The 16926-nt window shown below is 71.4% G+C and carries 16 protein-coding genes and 1 rRNA gene; 14 read left to right on the forward strand and 3 right to left on the reverse strand.

The features are described from left to right. From rrf to ABT232_RS27865, 9 genes are all read left to right on the forward strand, one after another. Positions 1-93: ribosomal RNA gene (gene rrf, locus ABT232_RS27825) — 5S ribosomal RNA — on the forward strand; the annotation flags it as partial. 63 nt (positions 94-156) lie between these two features. Next, the gene (locus ABT232_RS27830; RefSeq protein WP_351844740.1) at positions 157-801 is read left to right on the forward strand and encodes an HAD family hydrolase; all 645 of its coding nucleotides are present in this window, start codon (positions 157-159) and stop codon (positions 799-801) included. Positions 802-867: 66 nt separating this feature from the next. Then, entirely contained in the window at positions 868-2112 is a 1245-nt protein-coding gene (locus tag ABT232_RS27835; protein WP_351844742.1) for an MFS transporter, read from the forward strand. Then, positions 2063-3235 (forward strand): acetoin utilization protein AcuC, encoded by a 1173-nt coding sequence (locus tag ABT232_RS27840; RefSeq protein ID WP_351844744.1) that lies wholly within the window; start codon positions 2063-2065, stop codon positions 3233-3235. Before ABT232_RS27835 ends, ABT232_RS27840 begins: the two co-directional genes overlap by 50 nt. A gap of 635 nt (positions 3236-3870) precedes the next feature. Beyond that, positions 3871-4686 carry a phosphatase gene (locus tag ABT232_RS27845; RefSeq protein WP_351844746.1) on the forward strand — a complete coding sequence of 272 codons (816 nt, stop codon included), beginning with the start codon at positions 3871-3873 and terminating at the stop codon, positions 4684-4686. A 129-nt stretch (positions 4687-4815) separates the two neighbouring features. Next, the gene (locus ABT232_RS27850; RefSeq protein WP_158101684.1) at positions 4816-5028 is read left to right on the forward strand and encodes a helix-turn-helix domain-containing protein; all 213 of its coding nucleotides are present in this window, start codon (positions 4816-4818) and stop codon (positions 5026-5028) included. A gap of 154 nt (positions 5029-5182) precedes the next feature. Continuing rightward, the gene (locus ABT232_RS27855; protein WP_003948845.1) at positions 5183-5281 is read left to right on the forward strand and encodes a 30S ribosomal protein bS22; all 99 of its coding nucleotides are present in this window, start codon (positions 5183-5185) and stop codon (positions 5279-5281) included. Positions 5282-5518: 237 nt separating this feature from the next. After that, a complete protein-coding gene (locus ABT232_RS27860; protein WP_351844748.1) occupies positions 5519-6595 on the forward strand; it encodes an NAD-dependent epimerase/dehydratase family protein in 1077 nt (358 codons plus the stop codon). 14 nt (positions 6596-6609) lie between these two features. Then, positions 6610-7671 (forward strand): lysophospholipid acyltransferase family protein, encoded by a 1062-nt coding sequence (locus ABT232_RS27865; protein ID WP_351844750.1) that lies wholly within the window; start codon positions 6610-6612, stop codon positions 7669-7671. 54 nt (positions 7672-7725) lie between these two features. Here the strand turns inward: ABT232_RS27865 and ABT232_RS27870 are convergent, their stop codons facing one another. The 3 genes from ABT232_RS27870 to ABT232_RS27880 all read right to left on the reverse strand — a co-directional run bounded on the left by ABT232_RS27870 (position 7726) and on the right by ABT232_RS27880 (position 11216). Continuing rightward, positions 7726-8964, reverse strand: a complete 1239-nt coding sequence (locus ABT232_RS27870) for a DUF5667 domain-containing protein (protein WP_351844752.1) — start codon at positions 8962-8964, stop codon at positions 7726-7728. A gap of 240 nt (positions 8965-9204) precedes the next feature. Further along, a complete protein-coding gene (locus tag ABT232_RS27875) occupies positions 9205-9975 on the reverse strand; it encodes an ECF subfamily RNA polymerase sigma factor, BldN family (RefSeq protein ID WP_351844754.1) in 771 nt (256 codons plus the stop codon). 332 nt (positions 9976-10307) lie between these two features. Further along, the gene (locus ABT232_RS27880; protein WP_351844756.1) at positions 10308-11216 is read right to left on the reverse strand and encodes an HAD family hydrolase; all 909 of its coding nucleotides are present in this window, start codon (positions 11214-11216) and stop codon (positions 10308-10310) included. A gap of 105 nt (positions 11217-11321) precedes the next feature. On the opposite strand from ABT232_RS27880, the gene ABT232_RS27885 reads away from it, so the two are divergent. The 5 genes from ABT232_RS27885 (at position 11322) to ABT232_RS27905 (ending at position 16919) form a co-directional block, all read left to right on the forward strand. Then, positions 11322-11609 carry a glutaredoxin family protein gene (locus ABT232_RS27885; protein ID WP_351844898.1) on the forward strand — a complete coding sequence of 96 codons (288 nt, stop codon included), beginning with the start codon at positions 11322-11324 and terminating at the stop codon, positions 11607-11609. A gap of 189 nt (positions 11610-11798) precedes the next feature. Next, positions 11799-12560, forward strand: a complete 762-nt coding sequence (locus ABT232_RS27890; protein ID WP_351844758.1) for a redox-sensing transcriptional repressor Rex — start codon at positions 11799-11801, stop codon at positions 12558-12560. Beyond that, on the forward strand, positions 12557-14263 hold the full coding sequence (locus ABT232_RS27895) for a glutamyl-tRNA reductase (protein WP_351844760.1): 1707 nt from the start codon (positions 12557-12559) through the stop codon (positions 14261-14263). Before ABT232_RS27890 ends, ABT232_RS27895 begins: the two co-directional genes overlap by 4 nt. After that, the gene (hemC, locus tag ABT232_RS27900) at positions 14260-15219 is read left to right on the forward strand and encodes a hydroxymethylbilane synthase (protein ID WP_351844762.1); all 960 of its coding nucleotides are present in this window, start codon (positions 14260-14262) and stop codon (positions 15217-15219) included. The genes ABT232_RS27895 and hemC overlap by 4 nt, the downstream gene beginning before the upstream one ends. Next, positions 15216-16919, forward strand: a complete 1704-nt coding sequence (locus ABT232_RS27905) for a bifunctional uroporphyrinogen-III C-methyltransferase/uroporphyrinogen-III synthase (RefSeq protein WP_351844764.1) — start codon at positions 15216-15218, stop codon at positions 16917-16919. Before hemC ends, ABT232_RS27905 begins: the two co-directional genes overlap by 4 nt. Positions 16920-16926: the final 7 nt, after the last annotated feature.

The raw sequence follows: 16926 nt of genomic DNA on the forward strand, positions 1-16926 counted from the left end.
ACGCCCGGTTACATTCCGAACCCGGAAGCTAAGCCTCACAGCGCCGATGGTACTGCAGGGGGGACCCTGTGGGAGAGTAGGACGCCGCCGAACAAATTTTAGGGAAAACCCCCGCATCGAAAGATGCGGGGGTTTTCTGCGTTTAGGGTCAGAAGCATGCGCTACGACCTGGTCATCTTTGACAACGACGGTGTGCTCGTCGACAGCGAGCCGATTTCCAACCGGCATCTCGCGGCCTACCTCACCGAACTCGGGCATCCCACGACGTACGAGGACTCCATTCGGGACTACATGGGGTCCGCCATGCATCGGATTCATGAGCTGATCGCAGAGCGTTCCGGGCAGCGGCTGCCCGAGGACTTCGACGACGTCTTCCACGCGCGGGTCTTCGCCGCGTTCGAGCAGGAGTTGAAGGCGGTCAACGGGGCCGGCGAGGTGCTGGAGAAGCTGGCCGCGGAAGGGGTGCCGTACTGCGTGGCCTCCTCCGGGAGCCATGAGCGGATCCGGGTGGGGCACCGGGCGACCGGGCTGGACCGGTGGTTCGACGACGAGCGGATCTTCAGCTCGCAGGATGTCGGACGGGGCAAGCCGGCGCCGGATCTCTTCCTGTACGCGGCGGAGCGGATGGGCGTGGCGCCAAAGCGGTGTGTGGTCGTCGAGGACAGTCCGCTCGGGGTGCAGGCGGCCGTGGCGGCGGGGATGGACGTGTACGGGTTCACTGCGATGACGCCGGCCGAGAAGCTCATGGGGACCACGGGACTGTTCTCCGACATGGACGAGCTGGTCGGGCTGCTCAGCTGAAGCTGAGTTGAATTCATCTTTGGCTGGATATACCCAGCGGTACGGCGGAGCCCTACGCTCGCCGCCATGACTGATGTGCTGCGGCGCGGCAGGGGCTCGTTGGCGTTCGCCTTCTTCGCTCAAGGTGTGGCGTTCGCGCTGCTCGTGACGCGAATACCGGCGATCCAGGATCGGTACGGGGTCTCGGACGCGCTGCTGCCGGCGTTCCTTGCGGCCGTGCCGGTGCTGGCCGGGGCCGGGAGTGTGGCGACCGAGTGGCTGGTGCGGCGGACAGCGCCCAGTGTGGTGCTGCGCTGGTCCCAGCCCGTCGTCCTCCTGGCGCTGCTCTGGGTCGGGGCGGGGGAGCGGATGGCCGAGCTGGCGGTCGCGCTCGGGGTGTTCGGGCTGGCCGTGGGGGCGTTGGACGCCTCGATGAACATGCTCGGGGTGAGCCTGCAACGGTCGTACGGGCGGAGCATCATGCTCGGGTTCCATGCCGTGTACAGCCTGGGCGGGATTCTGGGGGCCTCACTGGCGTGGGCGGGGGCGCACTGGGAGTTGGCGCTCGTGGTGTCGTACCTGCCGGTTGTGGTGGTGCTGGTGCCGCTGTGTCTGGTGGCGAGCCGGTGGTACGTCGACGGTGACGGTGGCGCGCAGGCCGGCGGGGCCGGCGGGGCTGGTGGGGAGAAGGGGGCAGGGGACGGCGGTGGGAGTGGTGTCGGGTTCAAGGTGCTGATGCCGCTGTGTCTCGTGATGACCTTCGCGTACATCGGGGACTCGACGGTCTCCAACTGGAGTGCGAAGTACCTGCAGGACGTGCTGGGGAGTTCGGAGCAGCTGGCGACGGTTCCGTACAACGTCTACATGATCACCACGCTGCTGGGGCGGGCCATCGGGGACCTCGGGGTGCGGCGGTTCGGGGCCGTGGCGGTCGTCCGCGGTGGGGCCCTGGTCGCGGCGGTCGGGTTCGCCGTGGTGGCGGGTGCGCCCGGGGCGTGGGTGGGGATGCTCGGGTTCACGCTGCTGGGGCTCGGGTTGTGTGTGCTGGTGCCGCAGACGTTCGCGGCGGCGGGGCGGCTGTTCCCGGGGGCGTCGGATGCGGCGGTCGCGCGGCTCAACGTCTTCAACTACGTCGGTTTCCTGATCGGTTCGCCGTTGGTGGGGGCGGTGGGAGACCTGTGGAGCTACCGGGGGGCCATGCTCGTACCGATGGTGCTGGTCCTGGTGACGCTGGGGTACGCCCGGTCGTTCGCCGCTCAACCGGACCGATACGGTGGCGGGCATGAGCGGCCGCGCACAGCTGATGTGGGACGAGGCAGTAACGGGCTATGACTTCGGGCCGGGGCATCCGATGGATCCGGTCCGGCTCGACCTGACCCGGCGATTGATCGAGGCGTTCGGGCTCGACCGCGAGGTGGCGGTCGTGTCGGCCAAGCCGGCGGGCGAGTCGACGCTGCGGCTCGTCCACCGCGATGACTACATCCAGGCGGTCAAGGCGGCGTCGGTGGATCCCCGGTCGGCCGACGGGTCGTACGGGATCGGGACCATGGACGATCCGGCGTTCGCCGGGATGCACGAGGTGTCCGCGCTGATCGCCGGGCAGTCGGTGGGGGCCGCGGAGGCCGTGTGGCGCGGTGATGCGCTGCACGCGGTGAACTTCGCGGGCGGGCTGCACCATGCGATGCCCGGCGGTGCGGCGGGGTTCTGCATCTACAACGACGCGTCGCTGGCGATCGCCCGGCTGCTGGAGCTGGGGGCGGAGCGGGTCGCGTACGTGGATGTCGACGTGCATCACGGGGACGGGGTGCAGGCGGCGTTCTGGGAGGATCCGCGGGTCCTGACGATCTCGCTGCACGAGCATCCTCGTACGTTGTTCCCGCAGACCGGGTGGCCCGAGGAGACCGGTGCCGGGGCGGGCGAGGGGGCCGCGGTGAACGTGGCGCTGCCGGCGGGGACCGGCGACGCGGGGTGGCTGCGGGCGTTCCACGCGGTGGTGCCGGAGCTGATCGCCGACTTTCGGCCGCAGGTGCTGGTGACGCAGCACGGGGCGGACACGCACTTCGAGGATCCGCTGGCGCATCTGGCGGTGTCGCTGGACGCGCAGCGGGCCGTGCAGATGGCTTGTCATTCGCTGGCGCACCAGTACGCCGACGGGCGCTGGGTGGCGCTGGGCGGGGGCGGGTACGCGGTGGTGGACGTGGTGCCGCGGTCCTGGACGCATCTGGTGGGGATCGCCGCGGGGCGGGAGATCGCGCCGGAGACGGTGATTCCGGAGAGCTGGCGGCAGCAGGTGTTCGCGCGGACCCGGCAGTTGGGGCCCGCGCGGATGACTGATGGGCGGTGGCCGGTGTCCTACGGGGAGTGGGAGGCGGGGTACGACCCTGCGGATCGGCTGGATCAGGCGGTGCTGGCGGTTCGGCGGGCGGTGTTTCCGCTGCGGGGATTGTTGGCGTAGGGGGTTGTCGCCGCGGGGGGTGGGGCGGCGGCTCTTGGCTTGGCTGGGTTCTTGCTCGGTGGGGCTGATGTGTCGCCCAGGGTTGTGGCTGGGCGGGGGTGGGTCGGGTGGCCCGGGGCTGGCGGGGTGCCGCCGCGCCCACCCGTGCCGCCCTTGGCGGCACGTATGCCCGCGGGTCGGGTGAGGCACGGGCGGAGGGTGTGGCCGTTGCGGTTGGGCCTGTGTGCCGGCCGGGGCTGGAGCTGGGCGGGGGTGGGGCGGGTGGCCCGGGGCGGACGGGGTGTGGCCGTGACGGTCGGTTGATGCCGCGCCCACCCCCACCCGTGCCGCCCTTGGCGGCACGTATGCCCGCGGGTCGGGTGAGGCACGGGCGGAGGGTGTGGCCGTGGCGGATGGGCCTGCGTGCCGGCCGGGGATGGGGCGCGTGGTCCCGTGCTGGTGAGGTGCCGTCGCGCCTACCCGTGGGTCGGGCCGTCCGGGGTCGGTGAGGTGCCGTAGCGCCCATCCGTGCTGTCCCGTGCGGCAAGCGCTCACCGGGTCGAGGCCGTCCCAGGTGGCCCCGCTCTGTTAGGCCAAGTGCGGGGTGTTGGTTGGATTTCGCGGTGGGGGGTGGGTTTGTTCGGGAGCATCGGTGCATGGTGAGCGGTGCGGTTTTGCGGGAGCATCTTCTGGCTGTGGGGTTGGCCGGGAGGGTGGGCACCGGGCGGGAGGAGAGTCTGCGGAGCTACCGGTTGTTCGCCGCTCGGGATCCGCGGGTGCTGATCGGCGTTGATCCGGTAGGTGCCTGGCAGCTGCCGGATTTGGTCGGGTTGATGGCCGAAAGGTGCGGGGTTTCGGGGGATTTGCGCTGCGTTTCCGGGCCGGATCTGATTGATCCGGAGCTGACCGTCGCCGCCCTGGACGCCTTCGCGGAGCGGGTCGGTGCCGCCGCGCGGCGGCGGGCGCCGGTGCTGCTGGGGACCGGGCACCCGCACCGGCTGCTCGGGTTCTACGCCGCCTTGGCGGACGCCCTGTCGGCGGCGGGATGTGCTGTCCTCACCTTTGCGAAGGGTCGCTGTGTCGACATAACGACCCGGTTCGGACTACGTACGCACAACCTCGACTACGTACGAGGCGTCGCGCTGGTGCGGGAACCCGGCGCACCCGGCCGCGGTTGTGCGACCGGCGTGCACACCCACTCCCCGCTCCCGGTTCGTACCGTTCTGGGGGCCGCCGCGGAGGCCGGAGGGCCGCTTCCGGAGCTGGTGATCGGGGACCACGGATGGGTCTGCGGAGCAGGTCAGCTGGGGTTCGAGGCCATTGGGCTGGCTGACACCGACGACCCCGCGCTCTTCGTGGGGGAGGCCGAGGGGTCCGTGTCCGTCGTCGTTCCGGTTGATGACGCTGTGCGGTCTGATTACTACCGGCCGCTTACCCGCTACGTACTCAATCGAGCGTGTCTGTCCCAGTAACGAGCCGATGGGTGCACCTCTTCCCCACTTGCATCACCCGCCCCTACATTGGGGAGTGAGCACGCAGCGACGAAGAGTCACCGGAAGGGGAAGCCGGTGGCCGTCGAGTGCGGAAGGTTCAGGTGTGTCATGGCTGCAGCTGGCGAGAGGCCTCTGAGCGAGGTTCAGTTCCTTACCGTGGCGGAAGTCGCCTCGGTGATGCGAGTGTCGAAGATGACCGTGTACCGCTTGGTGCACAGCGGTCATCTGCCCGCGATCCGGGTCGGAAGGTCCTTCCGGGTTCCGGAGAACGCGGTTCACGAGTACCTCCGCGACAGCTACGTGGGGGTGGAAACCGCCTGACGACGGTCCGGGGAGATCGGCACAGGGCACTTTCGATCACCCCGGATCACCCCGATTACGACCTCAGCGCTCGGGCGGGTAGGCTAGCCCCTCGTAGGTCGTGTGGGCCCATGGCGCCCAAACACCGAGTGATGAGAAGTGAGCGAGGGTAGTCGTGGGCTCTGTTATCAAGAAGCGGCGCAAGCGGATGGCCAAGAAGAAGCACCGCAAGCTGCTCAAGCGCACGCGCGTTCAGCGTCGTAACAAGAAGTAAGGCGACGCGCCGCAACGCCGCGCAGGCGTGATGGTGGCCCCCCATCGGATTCCGGTGGGGGGCCACACGCATGTCCACCACCCGTTTTCCGTCATGGCGCGCCTCAGGTGGTCATCACAGGGCGACACCGAACCGCTAAGTTGGCCCGCAGACGGGAACCCGGCAGGGTACGGGCAGGGACTCAGGAAGACAGACGCAGGTACGGCAGGGACGGCAGTACGAAGGAAGGCGCTGATCTTGGGCAAGGTCGTGCTCGTGACCGGAGTGGCCCGCCGGCTCGGCGGCCGGTTCGTGCGGCGTATCCAGCGGGACCCGGAGGTGGACCGGGTCATCGCGGTGGACGCGGTGCCGCCCGAGCACCATCTGGGCGGGGCCGACTTCGTCCAGGCGGACATCCGGCAGCCCACGATCGCCCGGGTGCTCGCCGAGACGGCCGCGGACACGGTCGTCCACATGGATGTCACCGCGACCGCGCTGGGCAGCGGCAGCCGGACCCTGGTCAAGGAGACCAACGTCATCGGCACCATGCAGCTGCTCGGTGCCTGCCAGAAGTCGCCGACGGTGAAGCGGCTGGTGGTTAAGTCCAGTACGAACGTGTACGGGTCCGCGCCGCGTGATCCGGCCGTGTTCACCGAGACGACCCCGCCGAAGTCGCTGCCGAGCGGCGGCTTCGCGAAGGACATCGTCGAGGTCGAGGGGTACGTGCGCGGGTTCGCCCGGCGACGGCCGGACGTCGCCGTGTGCGTGCTGCGGTTCGCCAACATCCTGGGGCCGAGCGCCGACTCGCCGCTCGCCTCGTACTTCGCGCTGCCGGTGCTGCCGACGGTGTTCGGCTACGACCCGCGGCTGCAGTTCGCCCACGAGGACGATGTGATCGAGGTGCTGCGGCTCGCCTCGCACGAGCCGGCCCGGGGCACCCTCAACAGCGGGACCTTCAACATCGCCGGCGACGGTGTCGTCCTGCTCTCCCAGTGCTCGCGGCGGCTCGGGCGGCCGACCGTGCCGCTGCTGCTGCCGGCGGTCACCTGGGCCGGGTCCCTGGTGCGGACGCTGGGCATGACGGACTTCTCGCCGGAGCAGATCCGGCTGCTCACCCATGGGCGGGTGGTGGACACCACCCAGATGCGCGAGACGCTGGGCTTCAGGCCGCGGTACACCACGGCGGAGACGTTCTGGGACTTCGTTCGCGGCCATGGGCCCGGGCTGCTGCCGCCGCAGGCCCTGGCGGGGGCCGTGGACCGGCTCGCCGCCACGCTGCCCGCCCCGGCCGGCAGCCCCTCTCCGAGCCACCTCCCGACGCAGAGCGCCAACTGAGGAGCGCAGCAACGATGGCGGACGCCAAGGTCATTCCGTTCGACGACGACCGGTCCCGCGGGGGCGCCGCGCAGCGGCAGCCGCGGCGCCGGAGCGCGGGGAGCCGGCGCGGCGGCGGGGAGCCGGCGCGTGTGCACGAGGTCGGTGAGGTGCAGCCGCTGCCCACCCGGGCGGCGGAGCGGGAGGACGAGGCGGTGCCGCCCGAGGAGCGGGCACCGCGGTCCGGGGACGACGCCGGGGGCCTGGAGCGGCGTATCGCGGGCGGTCTCGCCTTCCTGCGGCGCCGGCTCACCGGGGACTACGAGGTCGACGACTTCGGGTACGACGAGGAGCTGACCGACCAGGTCCTGATGTCGCTGCTGCGGCCGGTGTACGAGAAGTACTTCCGGGTCGAGGTGAAGGGCGTGGAGAACATCCCGGCGGAGGGCGGGGCGCTGATCGTCGCCAACCACTCCGGGACGCTGCCGCTGGACGGGCTGATGATGCAGGTCGCCGTGCACGACCACCATCCGGCCGGGCGGCATCTGCGGCTGCTCGCCGCGGACCTGGTGTTCGTGCTTCCGGTGGTGAACGAGCTGGCCCGGAAGCTGGGGCACACGCTCGCCTGCGCCGAGGACGCCGAGCGGCTGCTGACGCAGGGCGAGCTGGTCGGGGTGATGCCGGAGGGCTTCAAGGGCATCGGGAAGCCCTTCAGCGAGCGCTACAAGCTCCAGCGGTTCGGCCGGGGCGGCTTCGTCTCCACGGCGCTGCGGCAGGGCGCTCCGATCATTCCCTGCTCGATCGTCGGGGCGGAGGAGATCTACCCGATGATCGGCAACGCGAAGACCCTGGCGCGGCTGCTGGGCTTCCCGTACTTCCCGATCACGCCGACCTTCCCGTGGCTGGGGCCGCTGGGTGCGGTGCCGCTGCCGACGAAGTGGACGATCCAGTTCGGGGAGCCGATCCCGACGGACGGGTATCCGCCGGAGGCGGCGGAGGACCCGATGCTGATGTTCAACCTGACGGACCAGGTGCGGGAGCAGATCCAGCACACGCTGTACAAGCTGCTGGTGCAGCGGCGGTCGGTGTTCTTCTAGGCAGCACGACGCCGGGGCGCCCCTCTCAGAGGGGCGCCCCGGCGTCGTAGGGCCTTACTCCGCGTCGTCCGCCTCGATGCCCAGGCCGGGCAGGAGGCCGGGGAGCAGGGGCGGGAGCGTGACGTCGGGCTCGGGGGTCGGCGTCCTGCTCTGGGACGGGGAGGCGCTGCCGGTGTCCTCCGGCGGGTCGAGGAGGCCGCCGGTGTTGCCGCCGAGCAGGCCGTCGCTGTCGCTGCCGGAGTCGGCGGACTGGCTGGGGCCGCCGTCGGCGCCGGGGCGGCCGCCGGGGTCGGAGCTGCCGTTGCCGCTGCCGGTGCTGGGGGCCGAGGAGCGGCCGGTGCCGGAGGTGCCGGTGGACTGCTCGGCGCCGGGGCCCCGCGGGGTGCCGTCCGGGCTGCCGCCCTTGGCGGGGGGCTGGGGCAGCAGGGACTGCAGCGGGGCGACCTCTTGGTCTATGGCGTCGAAGACCGACGACACCTGTCGGCTGACGTCTCCGAGCTGGAGCGGCAGCCGGTCGCGCAGCGCGCCCCAGGCCTCGCGGTGCGAGCGGGAGAAGGCGGACAGGGCCTGGATGGGGCCCAGGGAGTCCGGATCACGCTCGTAGGCCGCGCTGAGCAGCCGGTGGCCTTCGGAGGCGTCGTGCTGCATGCCGGACAGCGCGCGGCGGATCTCGCCCAGGGATTCGTGGTCGAGGTGGCCGCCGCGGTCGCGTTCCATCAGTCGCCGGGCTTCGCTCAGGCGGGTGGAGGCCTGGTCGAGGTACATCTCGCCGCGCTCGTCGTCCCCGTCGGCGAGGTTCAGTTTGAAGTCCTCGATGCCGCGTTTGAGGCCGTAGAGCGAGTCACCGGGCAGCGAGTCCGAGCTGGCGGCGGCGACTCCGCCGAAGGCGCCCGCGGCCACCCCGACGCTGAGGCCGCCGGCGGTGAGGCCCTTGGCCAGCCGGGAGCGGGGCCGGAACTTGCCCAGCGGGGTCGCCCGGTGTGCGCCCCGGGCCCGATGGGAGCGTTGCTCGGGTACCGAAGGATCCGCCGCCCCGCCGCCCTCCTGCAGCATCGCCTCCATCGCGGCCACCAACTGGGCGCGCTGGACGACCTTGACCTCGGGGTCCAGCACCGGTCTGGGCAGTTCGCCGAGACCGGTCGCGAGGGCCAGCAGACGGCTCTGTTCGGTCGGTTCCGCGGCTGCCGGGGCGGATGCCTCGGACTGCTCGGCCGCCGTGTCCCGGTCGGACTGCTCCTCCAGAGCCTGGGCGAAGGCGTTCGCCCGCCGGTGCGCCGATACGTTCGCGATCACTGGCGGCACCTCCTCTCGTCATGACGGTCGACTCCCCAGGGGGTCCTGAGGGTTGCACGCCCCGACGAGGTCCACGCGATCGAGCGATCGGAGACGGCCGGGGAGTGACCACAGGGAGCCTGCATCCCGCACAACGAGCGGCGCGGCACTTGGGTTACGGACGGCGGATGATCGGACCGTGGAGTCAACGGACTTTCACCGACGGTGAGTTGGGATGGGCGGAGCGTGCTCGGGGGTTCTTCAGCGCGCGTCGTCCGGGAGCAGCCGGGCGAGGGTGCGTACGGCGCGGTACTGGAGGGTTTTGATGGCGCCCTCGTTCTTGCCCATGACCCGGGCGGTCTCGGCGACCGAGAGGCCCTGGAGGAAGCGGAGCGTGACGCACTCCTGCTGCTGGGGGTTGAGCCGTCGGACGGCATCGAGGAGGGCGGCGTTGGAGAGAGATTCGAGGACGGAGTCCTCAGGGGAGCGCTCGACCTCGTTGGCGTCGAGCATTTCGCCGGTGGTCACTTCGAGTCGGAAACGGCTCGATTTGAAGTGGTCGGCGACCAGGTTGCGGGCGATGGTGACGAGCCAGGCGCCGAAGTCGCGGCCCTGCCAGGTGAAGGTGCCGATGCGGCGCAGGGCACGCAGAAAGGTCTCGCTGGTCAGGTCCTCGGCGGTCGCCTTGCCTCCCACCCGGTAGTAGATGTACCGGTAGACGGTGTCGCTGTACTGGTCGTAGAGGCGGCCGAACGCTTCGGCCTCGCCGGCCTGGGCGCGCTCCACGAGGTCCATCATCCGGGCGCTGTCGCTGTCGGCGGCCGGGCGGCGCGCGGTGGCGGCGCCGGTGTTACGTCCTCGTCTGCCGACCGCGGCGCCGCCGTCGGCCAGTGCGTAGCACGGGCCGACGGGCGCGGCGGTGGCGAAGACGGGGACGGCGTACGCGGTGGGGACGAAGTCGCGCAACAGTTCTTGGACCGTTGCGCGCAGCGTAGCCAGGCCCGAGGCGTCAACCCCGACGTGTGGGTACACGAGACTCCCAGAGGCAGAGCTTCCATCACGTGCAGTGCGGGACCTTTCACCCGTCGTAGCGACGGAGGGGTACCGGATTGCGTCTGAGGAGAATAACGCTTCGTGCAGGCGCTGCTACACCGAGTTGCTCAAATCATCGATTACGTCGCTTCTGTAACCGATTGACGCCCGATCGGGTGCCGCAGAGTGACAGCTTCTTGATCGGAAAGCTTCGGATTCGGGGTGGATCGGAGGCGAGTTGTGGCCGGGTGCGGGCAGGCGCGACTGGCCGGCGGTCCGGCTGGGTACGAGTGGTGATTTGGCCGCCGCGCGGGGCGTGTCGCGGTGGGGCCTCAGCGGCGGCGGCGGTGCATGGCGATCGCCGCGGCCGTGCCGCCGGCCACCGCGCCGACGCCCGCGGCGGCCGGGATGCCGACCTTGGCGGCCTTGCGGCCGGTGCGGTAGTCGCGCAGCCGCCAGTCCATGTCGCGGGCGTGCCTGCGCAGCTTGCTGTCGGGATTGATCGCGTAGGGATGACCGACGAGCGAGAGCATCGGGATGTCGTTGTGCGAGTCGCTGTAGGCGGCGCAGCGGTTCAGGTCCAGGCCCTCGCCGGCGGCCAGTGCGCGCACCGCCTCCGCCTTCGCCGGGCCGTGCAGCGGCTCGCCGACCAGCTTGCCGGTGTAGACGCCGTCGACCGACTCGGCGACCGTGCCGAGCGCGCCGGTCAGGCCGAGGCGGCGGGCGATCACCGTGGCGATCTCCACCGGGGCCGCGGTGACCAGCCAGACCTTCTGACCGGCGTCCAAGTGGGCCTGGGCGAGTGCCCGGGTGCCCGGCCAGATCCGCTCGGCCATGTACTCGTCGTAGATCTCCTCGCCGATCGAGCGCAGCTCGGCGACGCGGTGGCCCTTGACGATGGAGAGCGCCGAGTCGCGGGCGTCCTGCATGTGCTCGGGGTCCTCGACGCCGGCCAGCCGGAACCAGGCCTGCTGCCAGGCGAACCGGGCCAGGTCGCGGGTCTCGAAGAACTTCCGCTTGTACAGGCCCCGGCCGAAGTGGAACAGGGCGGCGCCCTGCATCACGGTGTTGTCCAGGTCGAAGAAGGCGGCGGCCTTGTCGTCGCCCGGCACCGGGAACAGCGGCTCCTCGCCGGAGACCTCGGCTGTCTTGCGAGCGGCCTCGGCCGAGGCCTCGCCTGCCAACACGCTCCGCGCCGTGGCGGAGCGCCTACGGGGGGTGAGCCATCCGAGAGCGGCCATGGCGTGAGCATAGCCAGTCTGTTCGGTGGTTCCGTCGGTGTGAGGTTCGAACGCTGTGAACTCTCGGCGACCGAGCCGTTAAACAAGGGCCTCCGCCGCGCGAGAATGGCCGGTATGACTCCCCTCTTCCGGCGCAGGGCCGCACCCGCTCCCCAGGACCGTCTCGTCACCCTGATCCGCAAGCCCGGCTGCCATCTGTGTGATGACGCACAGGTCGTGATCGAGAAGGTGTGTGCGGAACTGGGGGTGCCGTGGGAGCAGAAGGACATCACTCACGACGCTGACCTGCACGATCGGTACTGGGAGCAGATCCCGGTGGTACTGGTCGACGGGGAGCAGCACACGTTCTGGCGGGTGAACGAGGAGCGGCTCCGCAAGGCGCTGACGGCTTAGGATCGATGGCGGTTCTGGCTTCGGGGGCGTGGATCGTGAGGAGAGGAATCGGTCGTGACCCCCGTCACGTTGGCCGGGCAAATCGGACACCATCTTTGTGCACGCGTTCACAAAGACATAGCCTGCTTTCGACGGGGCGGTCCGGGGACGTACGACCGCCTGCAGCCCCGCTCTACCCGCAGGAGCACCGTGGCAACTGGCCGAACTCACCGACCGGCGACCCGTAGCCGAGGGATTCCCGAGGCCACCGTCGCCCGGCTTCCGCTGTACCTCCGCGCCCTGACCGCTCTCTCCGAGCGCTCGGTGCCGACCGTCTCCTCCGAGGAGCTGGCGGCCGCGGCCGGGGTCAACTCCGCGAAGCTGCGCAAGGACTTCTCGTACCTGGGCTCCTACGGGACGCGTGGCGTGGGCTACGACGTCGAGTATCTCGTGTACCAGATCTCCCGCGAACTCGGCCTGACCCAGGACTGGCCGGTTGTGATCGTCGGTATCGGCAACCTCGGCGCCGCGCTCGCCAACTACGGCGGCTTCGCCTCCCGTGGCTTCCGGGTCGCCGCGCTGATCGACGCCGACCCCGGCATGGCCGGCAAGCCCGTCGCGGGCATCCCGGTGCAGCACACCGACGAGCTGGAGAAGATCATCCAGGACAATGGCGTGTCCATCGGTGTGATCGCCACCCCCGCCGGTGCCGCCCAGCAGGTCTGCGACCGGCTCGTGGCCGCCGGGGTCACCTCCATCCTGAACTTCGCGCCGACCGTGCTGTCCGTCCCGGACGGCGTCGACGTGCGCAAGGTCGACCTCTCCATCGAGCTCCAGATCCTCGCCTTCCACGAGCAGCGCAAGGCCGGTGAGGAGGCCGCGGGCGAGGCCGCCGTGCCCGCCGCCGCGAGCCGCAAGGAGTCCGCCGAGCAGGGACCTGACGGGGACATGCCCGCCGTGATGCCGGCATGAGTCTCCTCGTGGTCGGACTGAGCCACCGCAGCGCTCCGGTCAGCGTGCTGGAGCGGGCGGCGCTGGGCGCGGACGCGCAGATCAAGCTGGCGCAGGACACCGTCGCCGCCGAACCGGCCGCCGAGGCCGCCGTGCTGGCCACCTGCAACCGCATCGAGCTCTACGCCGACGTGGACAAGTTCCACGCCGGTGTCGCCGAGCTGTCCACGCTGCTCGCCCAGCACAGCGGGGTCGGGCTCGACGAGCTCACTCCTTATCTCTATGTGCACTACGAGGACCGGGCCGTCCACCACCTGTTCTCGGTGGCCTGCGGCTTGGACTCCATGGTCGTCGGCGAGGGCCAGATCCTCGGCCAGATCAAGGACTCCCTGGCCCGCGCCCAGGAGCTGCACACCGCCGGCCGGCTGATCAACGACCTGTTCCAGCAGGCCCTGCGGGTCGGCAAGCGCGCCCACTCCGAGACCGGTATCGACCGCGCCGGGCAGTCCCTGGTCACCTTCGGCCTGGAGCAGCTCGCCGTCGCCACGCCGGTCGACACCTGGGCGCGCGGCAGGAAGGCGCTGGTGATCGGCGCCGGATCGATGTCCTCGCTGGCCGCCGCGACGCTCGCGCGGGTCGGGGTCTCGGAGATCGTCGTCGCCAACCGCACCCAGGAGCGCGCCGAGCGCCTGGCCCAGATCCTCAACGAGTCCGCCGACTCGGACGTGTCGGCCCGCGCGGTACCGATGGACGCGGTGCCGGCCGAGCTGACACGTGCCGACATCGCCGTCTCCTGCACCGGCGCGACCGGGCTGGTGCTCGCCGCCGACGTGGTCGCCGCCGCGGTCGAGGGCCGCACCGGCGCCCCCGCCGGACTCGACGAGCGGCGCCGGGACCTCTCCGCCACGGACCAGGCGGACGGTGTGCACACGCCGCTGCCGCCCACCAGCGTCGGCACCGAGGACGGATGTCCGCTGGAGCTGTCCGCGCCCGGGTTCTCCGTGATGGGCGAGTCCGCCGTGGCCGGCATGGACGCCGCGACCCTGGAGCAGCACGCCGCCTGGGTCGCCGGTGCCCCCGCCGACCGCCGGACCGTGCGCCGCAGCCCCGACGCCGAGACCGAGCTGATCACCGCGCTCGCCGCGACCGCCGCCACCGTCGGCCGGGTGCCCGAGCACCGCAAGCCCGAGCCGGTCGCCGAGGCCGCCCGGCCCGAGCCGGTGCTCTTCCTGCTCGACCTCGCCATGCCGCGCGACATCGACGCGGCCGCGCACCGGCTGGCCGGGGTCCGGCTGGTCGACATCGAGTCGCTGGCCGAGGCTTCCGCCGACGCCCCGATGGCCGCCGACGTCGACCAGGTCCGCCGGATCGTCTCCGACGAGGTGGCGGCCTTCGGCGCGGCGCTGCGGGCCGCGCACATCACGCCGACCGTCGTCGCGCTGCGCACCATGGCCGCCGACGTCGTCGCCGGGGAGATCGCCCGGCTGGACGGGCGGCTGCCCGGACTGGACGACAAGCAGCGCAGCGAGATCCGGCAGACCGTGCACCGTGTCGTCGACAAGCTGCTGCACGCGCCGACCGTAAGGGTCAAGCAGCTCGCGGCCGAGCCCGGCGGCGCCGGGTACGCGGACGCGCTGCGCACCCTGTTCGACCTCGACCCCGAGACGGTGGCCTCCGTCTCCCGGGCCGAGGACAGCACCGAGAAGAACCGAGGGCCACGATGAGTGAGAAGGCGCTGAGGCTCGGGACCAGGCGGAGCAAGCTCGCCATGGCCCAGTCCGGCCAGGTGGCGGAGGCCGTGAGCCGGGTGACCGGACGGCCCGTCGAACTGGTCGAGATCACCACCTACGGCGATGTCTCCCGCGAGTCGCTGGCGCAGATCGGCGGCACGGGAGTGTTCGTGACCGCGCTGCGGGACGCGCTGCTGCGGGGCGAGGTGGACTTCGCGGTGCACTCGCTCAAGGACCTGCCGACCGCGCAGCCCGAGGAGCTGGTCATCGCCGCCGTACCGGTGCGCGAGGACCCGCGTGACGTGATCGTCGCCAAGGACGCGCTGAAGTTCACCGACCTGCCGCGCGGTGCGCGCATCGGTACGGGTTCGCCGCGCCGCATGGCGCAGCTGAACGCGTACGCGCGCGCCCACGGACTCGACATCGAGTGCGTGGCGATCCGCGGCAACGTCGACACCCGGATCGGTTTCGTCCGCAGCGGTGAGCTGGATGCCGTGGTGCTGGCCGCCGCCGGACTGAACCGGATCGGCCGCAGCGACGAAGTGACCGACTTCCTGTCGGTCGACACGGTTCTGCCCGCCCCCGGCCAGGGGGCACTGGCGATCGAGTGCACCGCGGACAACGCGGACCTGATCGCCGCGCTCGCGGAGCTCGACGACCCGTTCACCCGGGCCGCCGTGACCGCCGAGCGGTCCCTGCTCGCCGCCCTGGAGGCCGGCTGCTCCGCCCCCGTGGGCGCGCTGGCCGACCTTCTGGCCGACGGGCAGATTGTCAAGGAAATGCGCCTGCGGGGGGTCGTCGGCACCACCGACGGCAGCTCGCTGGTGCAGCTGTCCACCACCGGTCCCGTGCCCGAGTCGCACGACCAGGCAGTGGCACTCGGCCGTGACCTCGCGGCCCGGATGCTCGCCCAGGGCGCGGCCGGTCTGATGGGGGAGCGAGCACAGTGAGCCCCACCACCCTTCCCGCCGGTCCGGAACACGGGCACGTCACCTTCCTGGGTGCCGGACCCGGAGATCCGGGACTTCTGACACTGCGCGCCGTGGAGGCGCTGGCGAGCGCGGACGTCCTCGTCGCCGAGCACGAGGTGCTCGACGTCGTACGCGTCCACGCCAGGCCGGGCGTCGCCGTGGTGAACACGGAGACGGATCCTTCCGCGGACCGGCTTCCGAGCACAGGCACGCCCCAGCTGACGGTTGTTGACGGCACGTCAACACCCGTTCAGGTCCCCGCCGAACGGGATGCCGCACATCTTGTCATGGAGGCCGCGCGGGGCGGCAGGCGGGTCGTGCGAGCGGTGTCCGGCGACCCCGGACTCGACGCGAACGCCGCCGAGGAGATGCTCGCCTGCGCCGCCGCCGGGGTGCCCTTCGAGGTGGTGCCCGGTGTCGCCGCCGCGGTCGGCGTGCCCGCGTACGCCGGTGTGCCGCTGCGCGACGCGCAGGGCGCGGACGTGCGCTTCGTGGACGCCCGCACCGCTTCCGACCGGTGCTGGACGGAGGTGGGCGCCTCCGACGGCACGGTCGTGGTGTCGACGACGCTCGACTCGGTGGCCGTGGCCGCCGGTGAGCTGGTCGCCGCCGGCCGCAAGCCGGACACCCCGCTCACCGTCACCGTCGCCGGTACGACGACCCGGCAGCGGACCTGGAGCGCGACCCTGGGCACCATCGCCCAGACGCTGAAGCAGGCCAAGGTGCTGCCCTCGCCCGAGGGCGGGCGGCCGGTGATAGCCGTGGTCGGTGAGCGTTCCGCCGCCCGGCGCGACCAGCTGTCGTGGTTCGAGTCCAAGCCGCTGTTCGGCTGGAAGGTGCTCGTGCCGCGGACGAAGGAGCAGGCGGCGTCGCTCTCCGACCAGCTGCGGTCCTACGGGGCCGTGCCGCACGAGGTGCCGACCATCGCGGTCGAGCCGCCGCGCACGCCCCAGCAGATGGAGCGCGCGGTGAAGGGTCTCGTCACCGGCCGGTACGAGTGGATCGCCTTCACCAGCGTGAACGCCGTCAAGGCCGTGCGGGAGAAGTTCGAGGAGTACGGGCTCGACGCACGCGCCTTCGCCGGGATCAAGGTCGCGGCCGTCGGCGAGCAGACCGCCAAGGCGCTCATCGCCTTCGGTGTGAAGCCGGACCTGGTGCCGAGCGGTGAGCAGTCGGCCGCCGGGCTCCTGGAGGACTGGCCGCCGTACGACCCGGTGTTCGATCCGATCGACCGGGTGTTCCTGCCGCGCGCCGACATCGCCACCGAGACGCTCGTCGCCGGGCTCATCGAGCTGGGCTGGGAGGTCGACGACGTCACGGCCTACCGGACCGTGCGCGCCTCGCCGCCGCCGGCCGAGACCCGTGAGGCGATCAAGGGCGGCGGGTTCGACGCGGTGCTGTTCACCTCGTCGTCCACCGTGCGGAACCTCGTCGGCATCGCCGGCAAGCCGCACAACGTGACCGTGATCGCCTGTATCGGTCCCGCCACGGCGAAGACCGCCGAGGAGCACGGGCTGCGGGTCGACGTGATGGCGCCGGAGCCGTCCGTGCACAAGCTGGCCGAGGCGCTGGCCGACTTCGGCATGAAGCGGCGGGCCGCGGCGGTCGAGGCCGGCGACCCGGTGACCCGGCCGAGCGAGCGGCGGCCGGGAGCCCGGCGGAGGCGTTCGACGACGTAGGCCGCCC

The sequence above is a fragment of the Streptomyces sp. NPDC001532 genome (assembly GCF_040298625.1).
GTDB lineage: Bacteria > Actinomycetota > Actinomycetes > Streptomycetales > Streptomycetaceae > Streptomyces.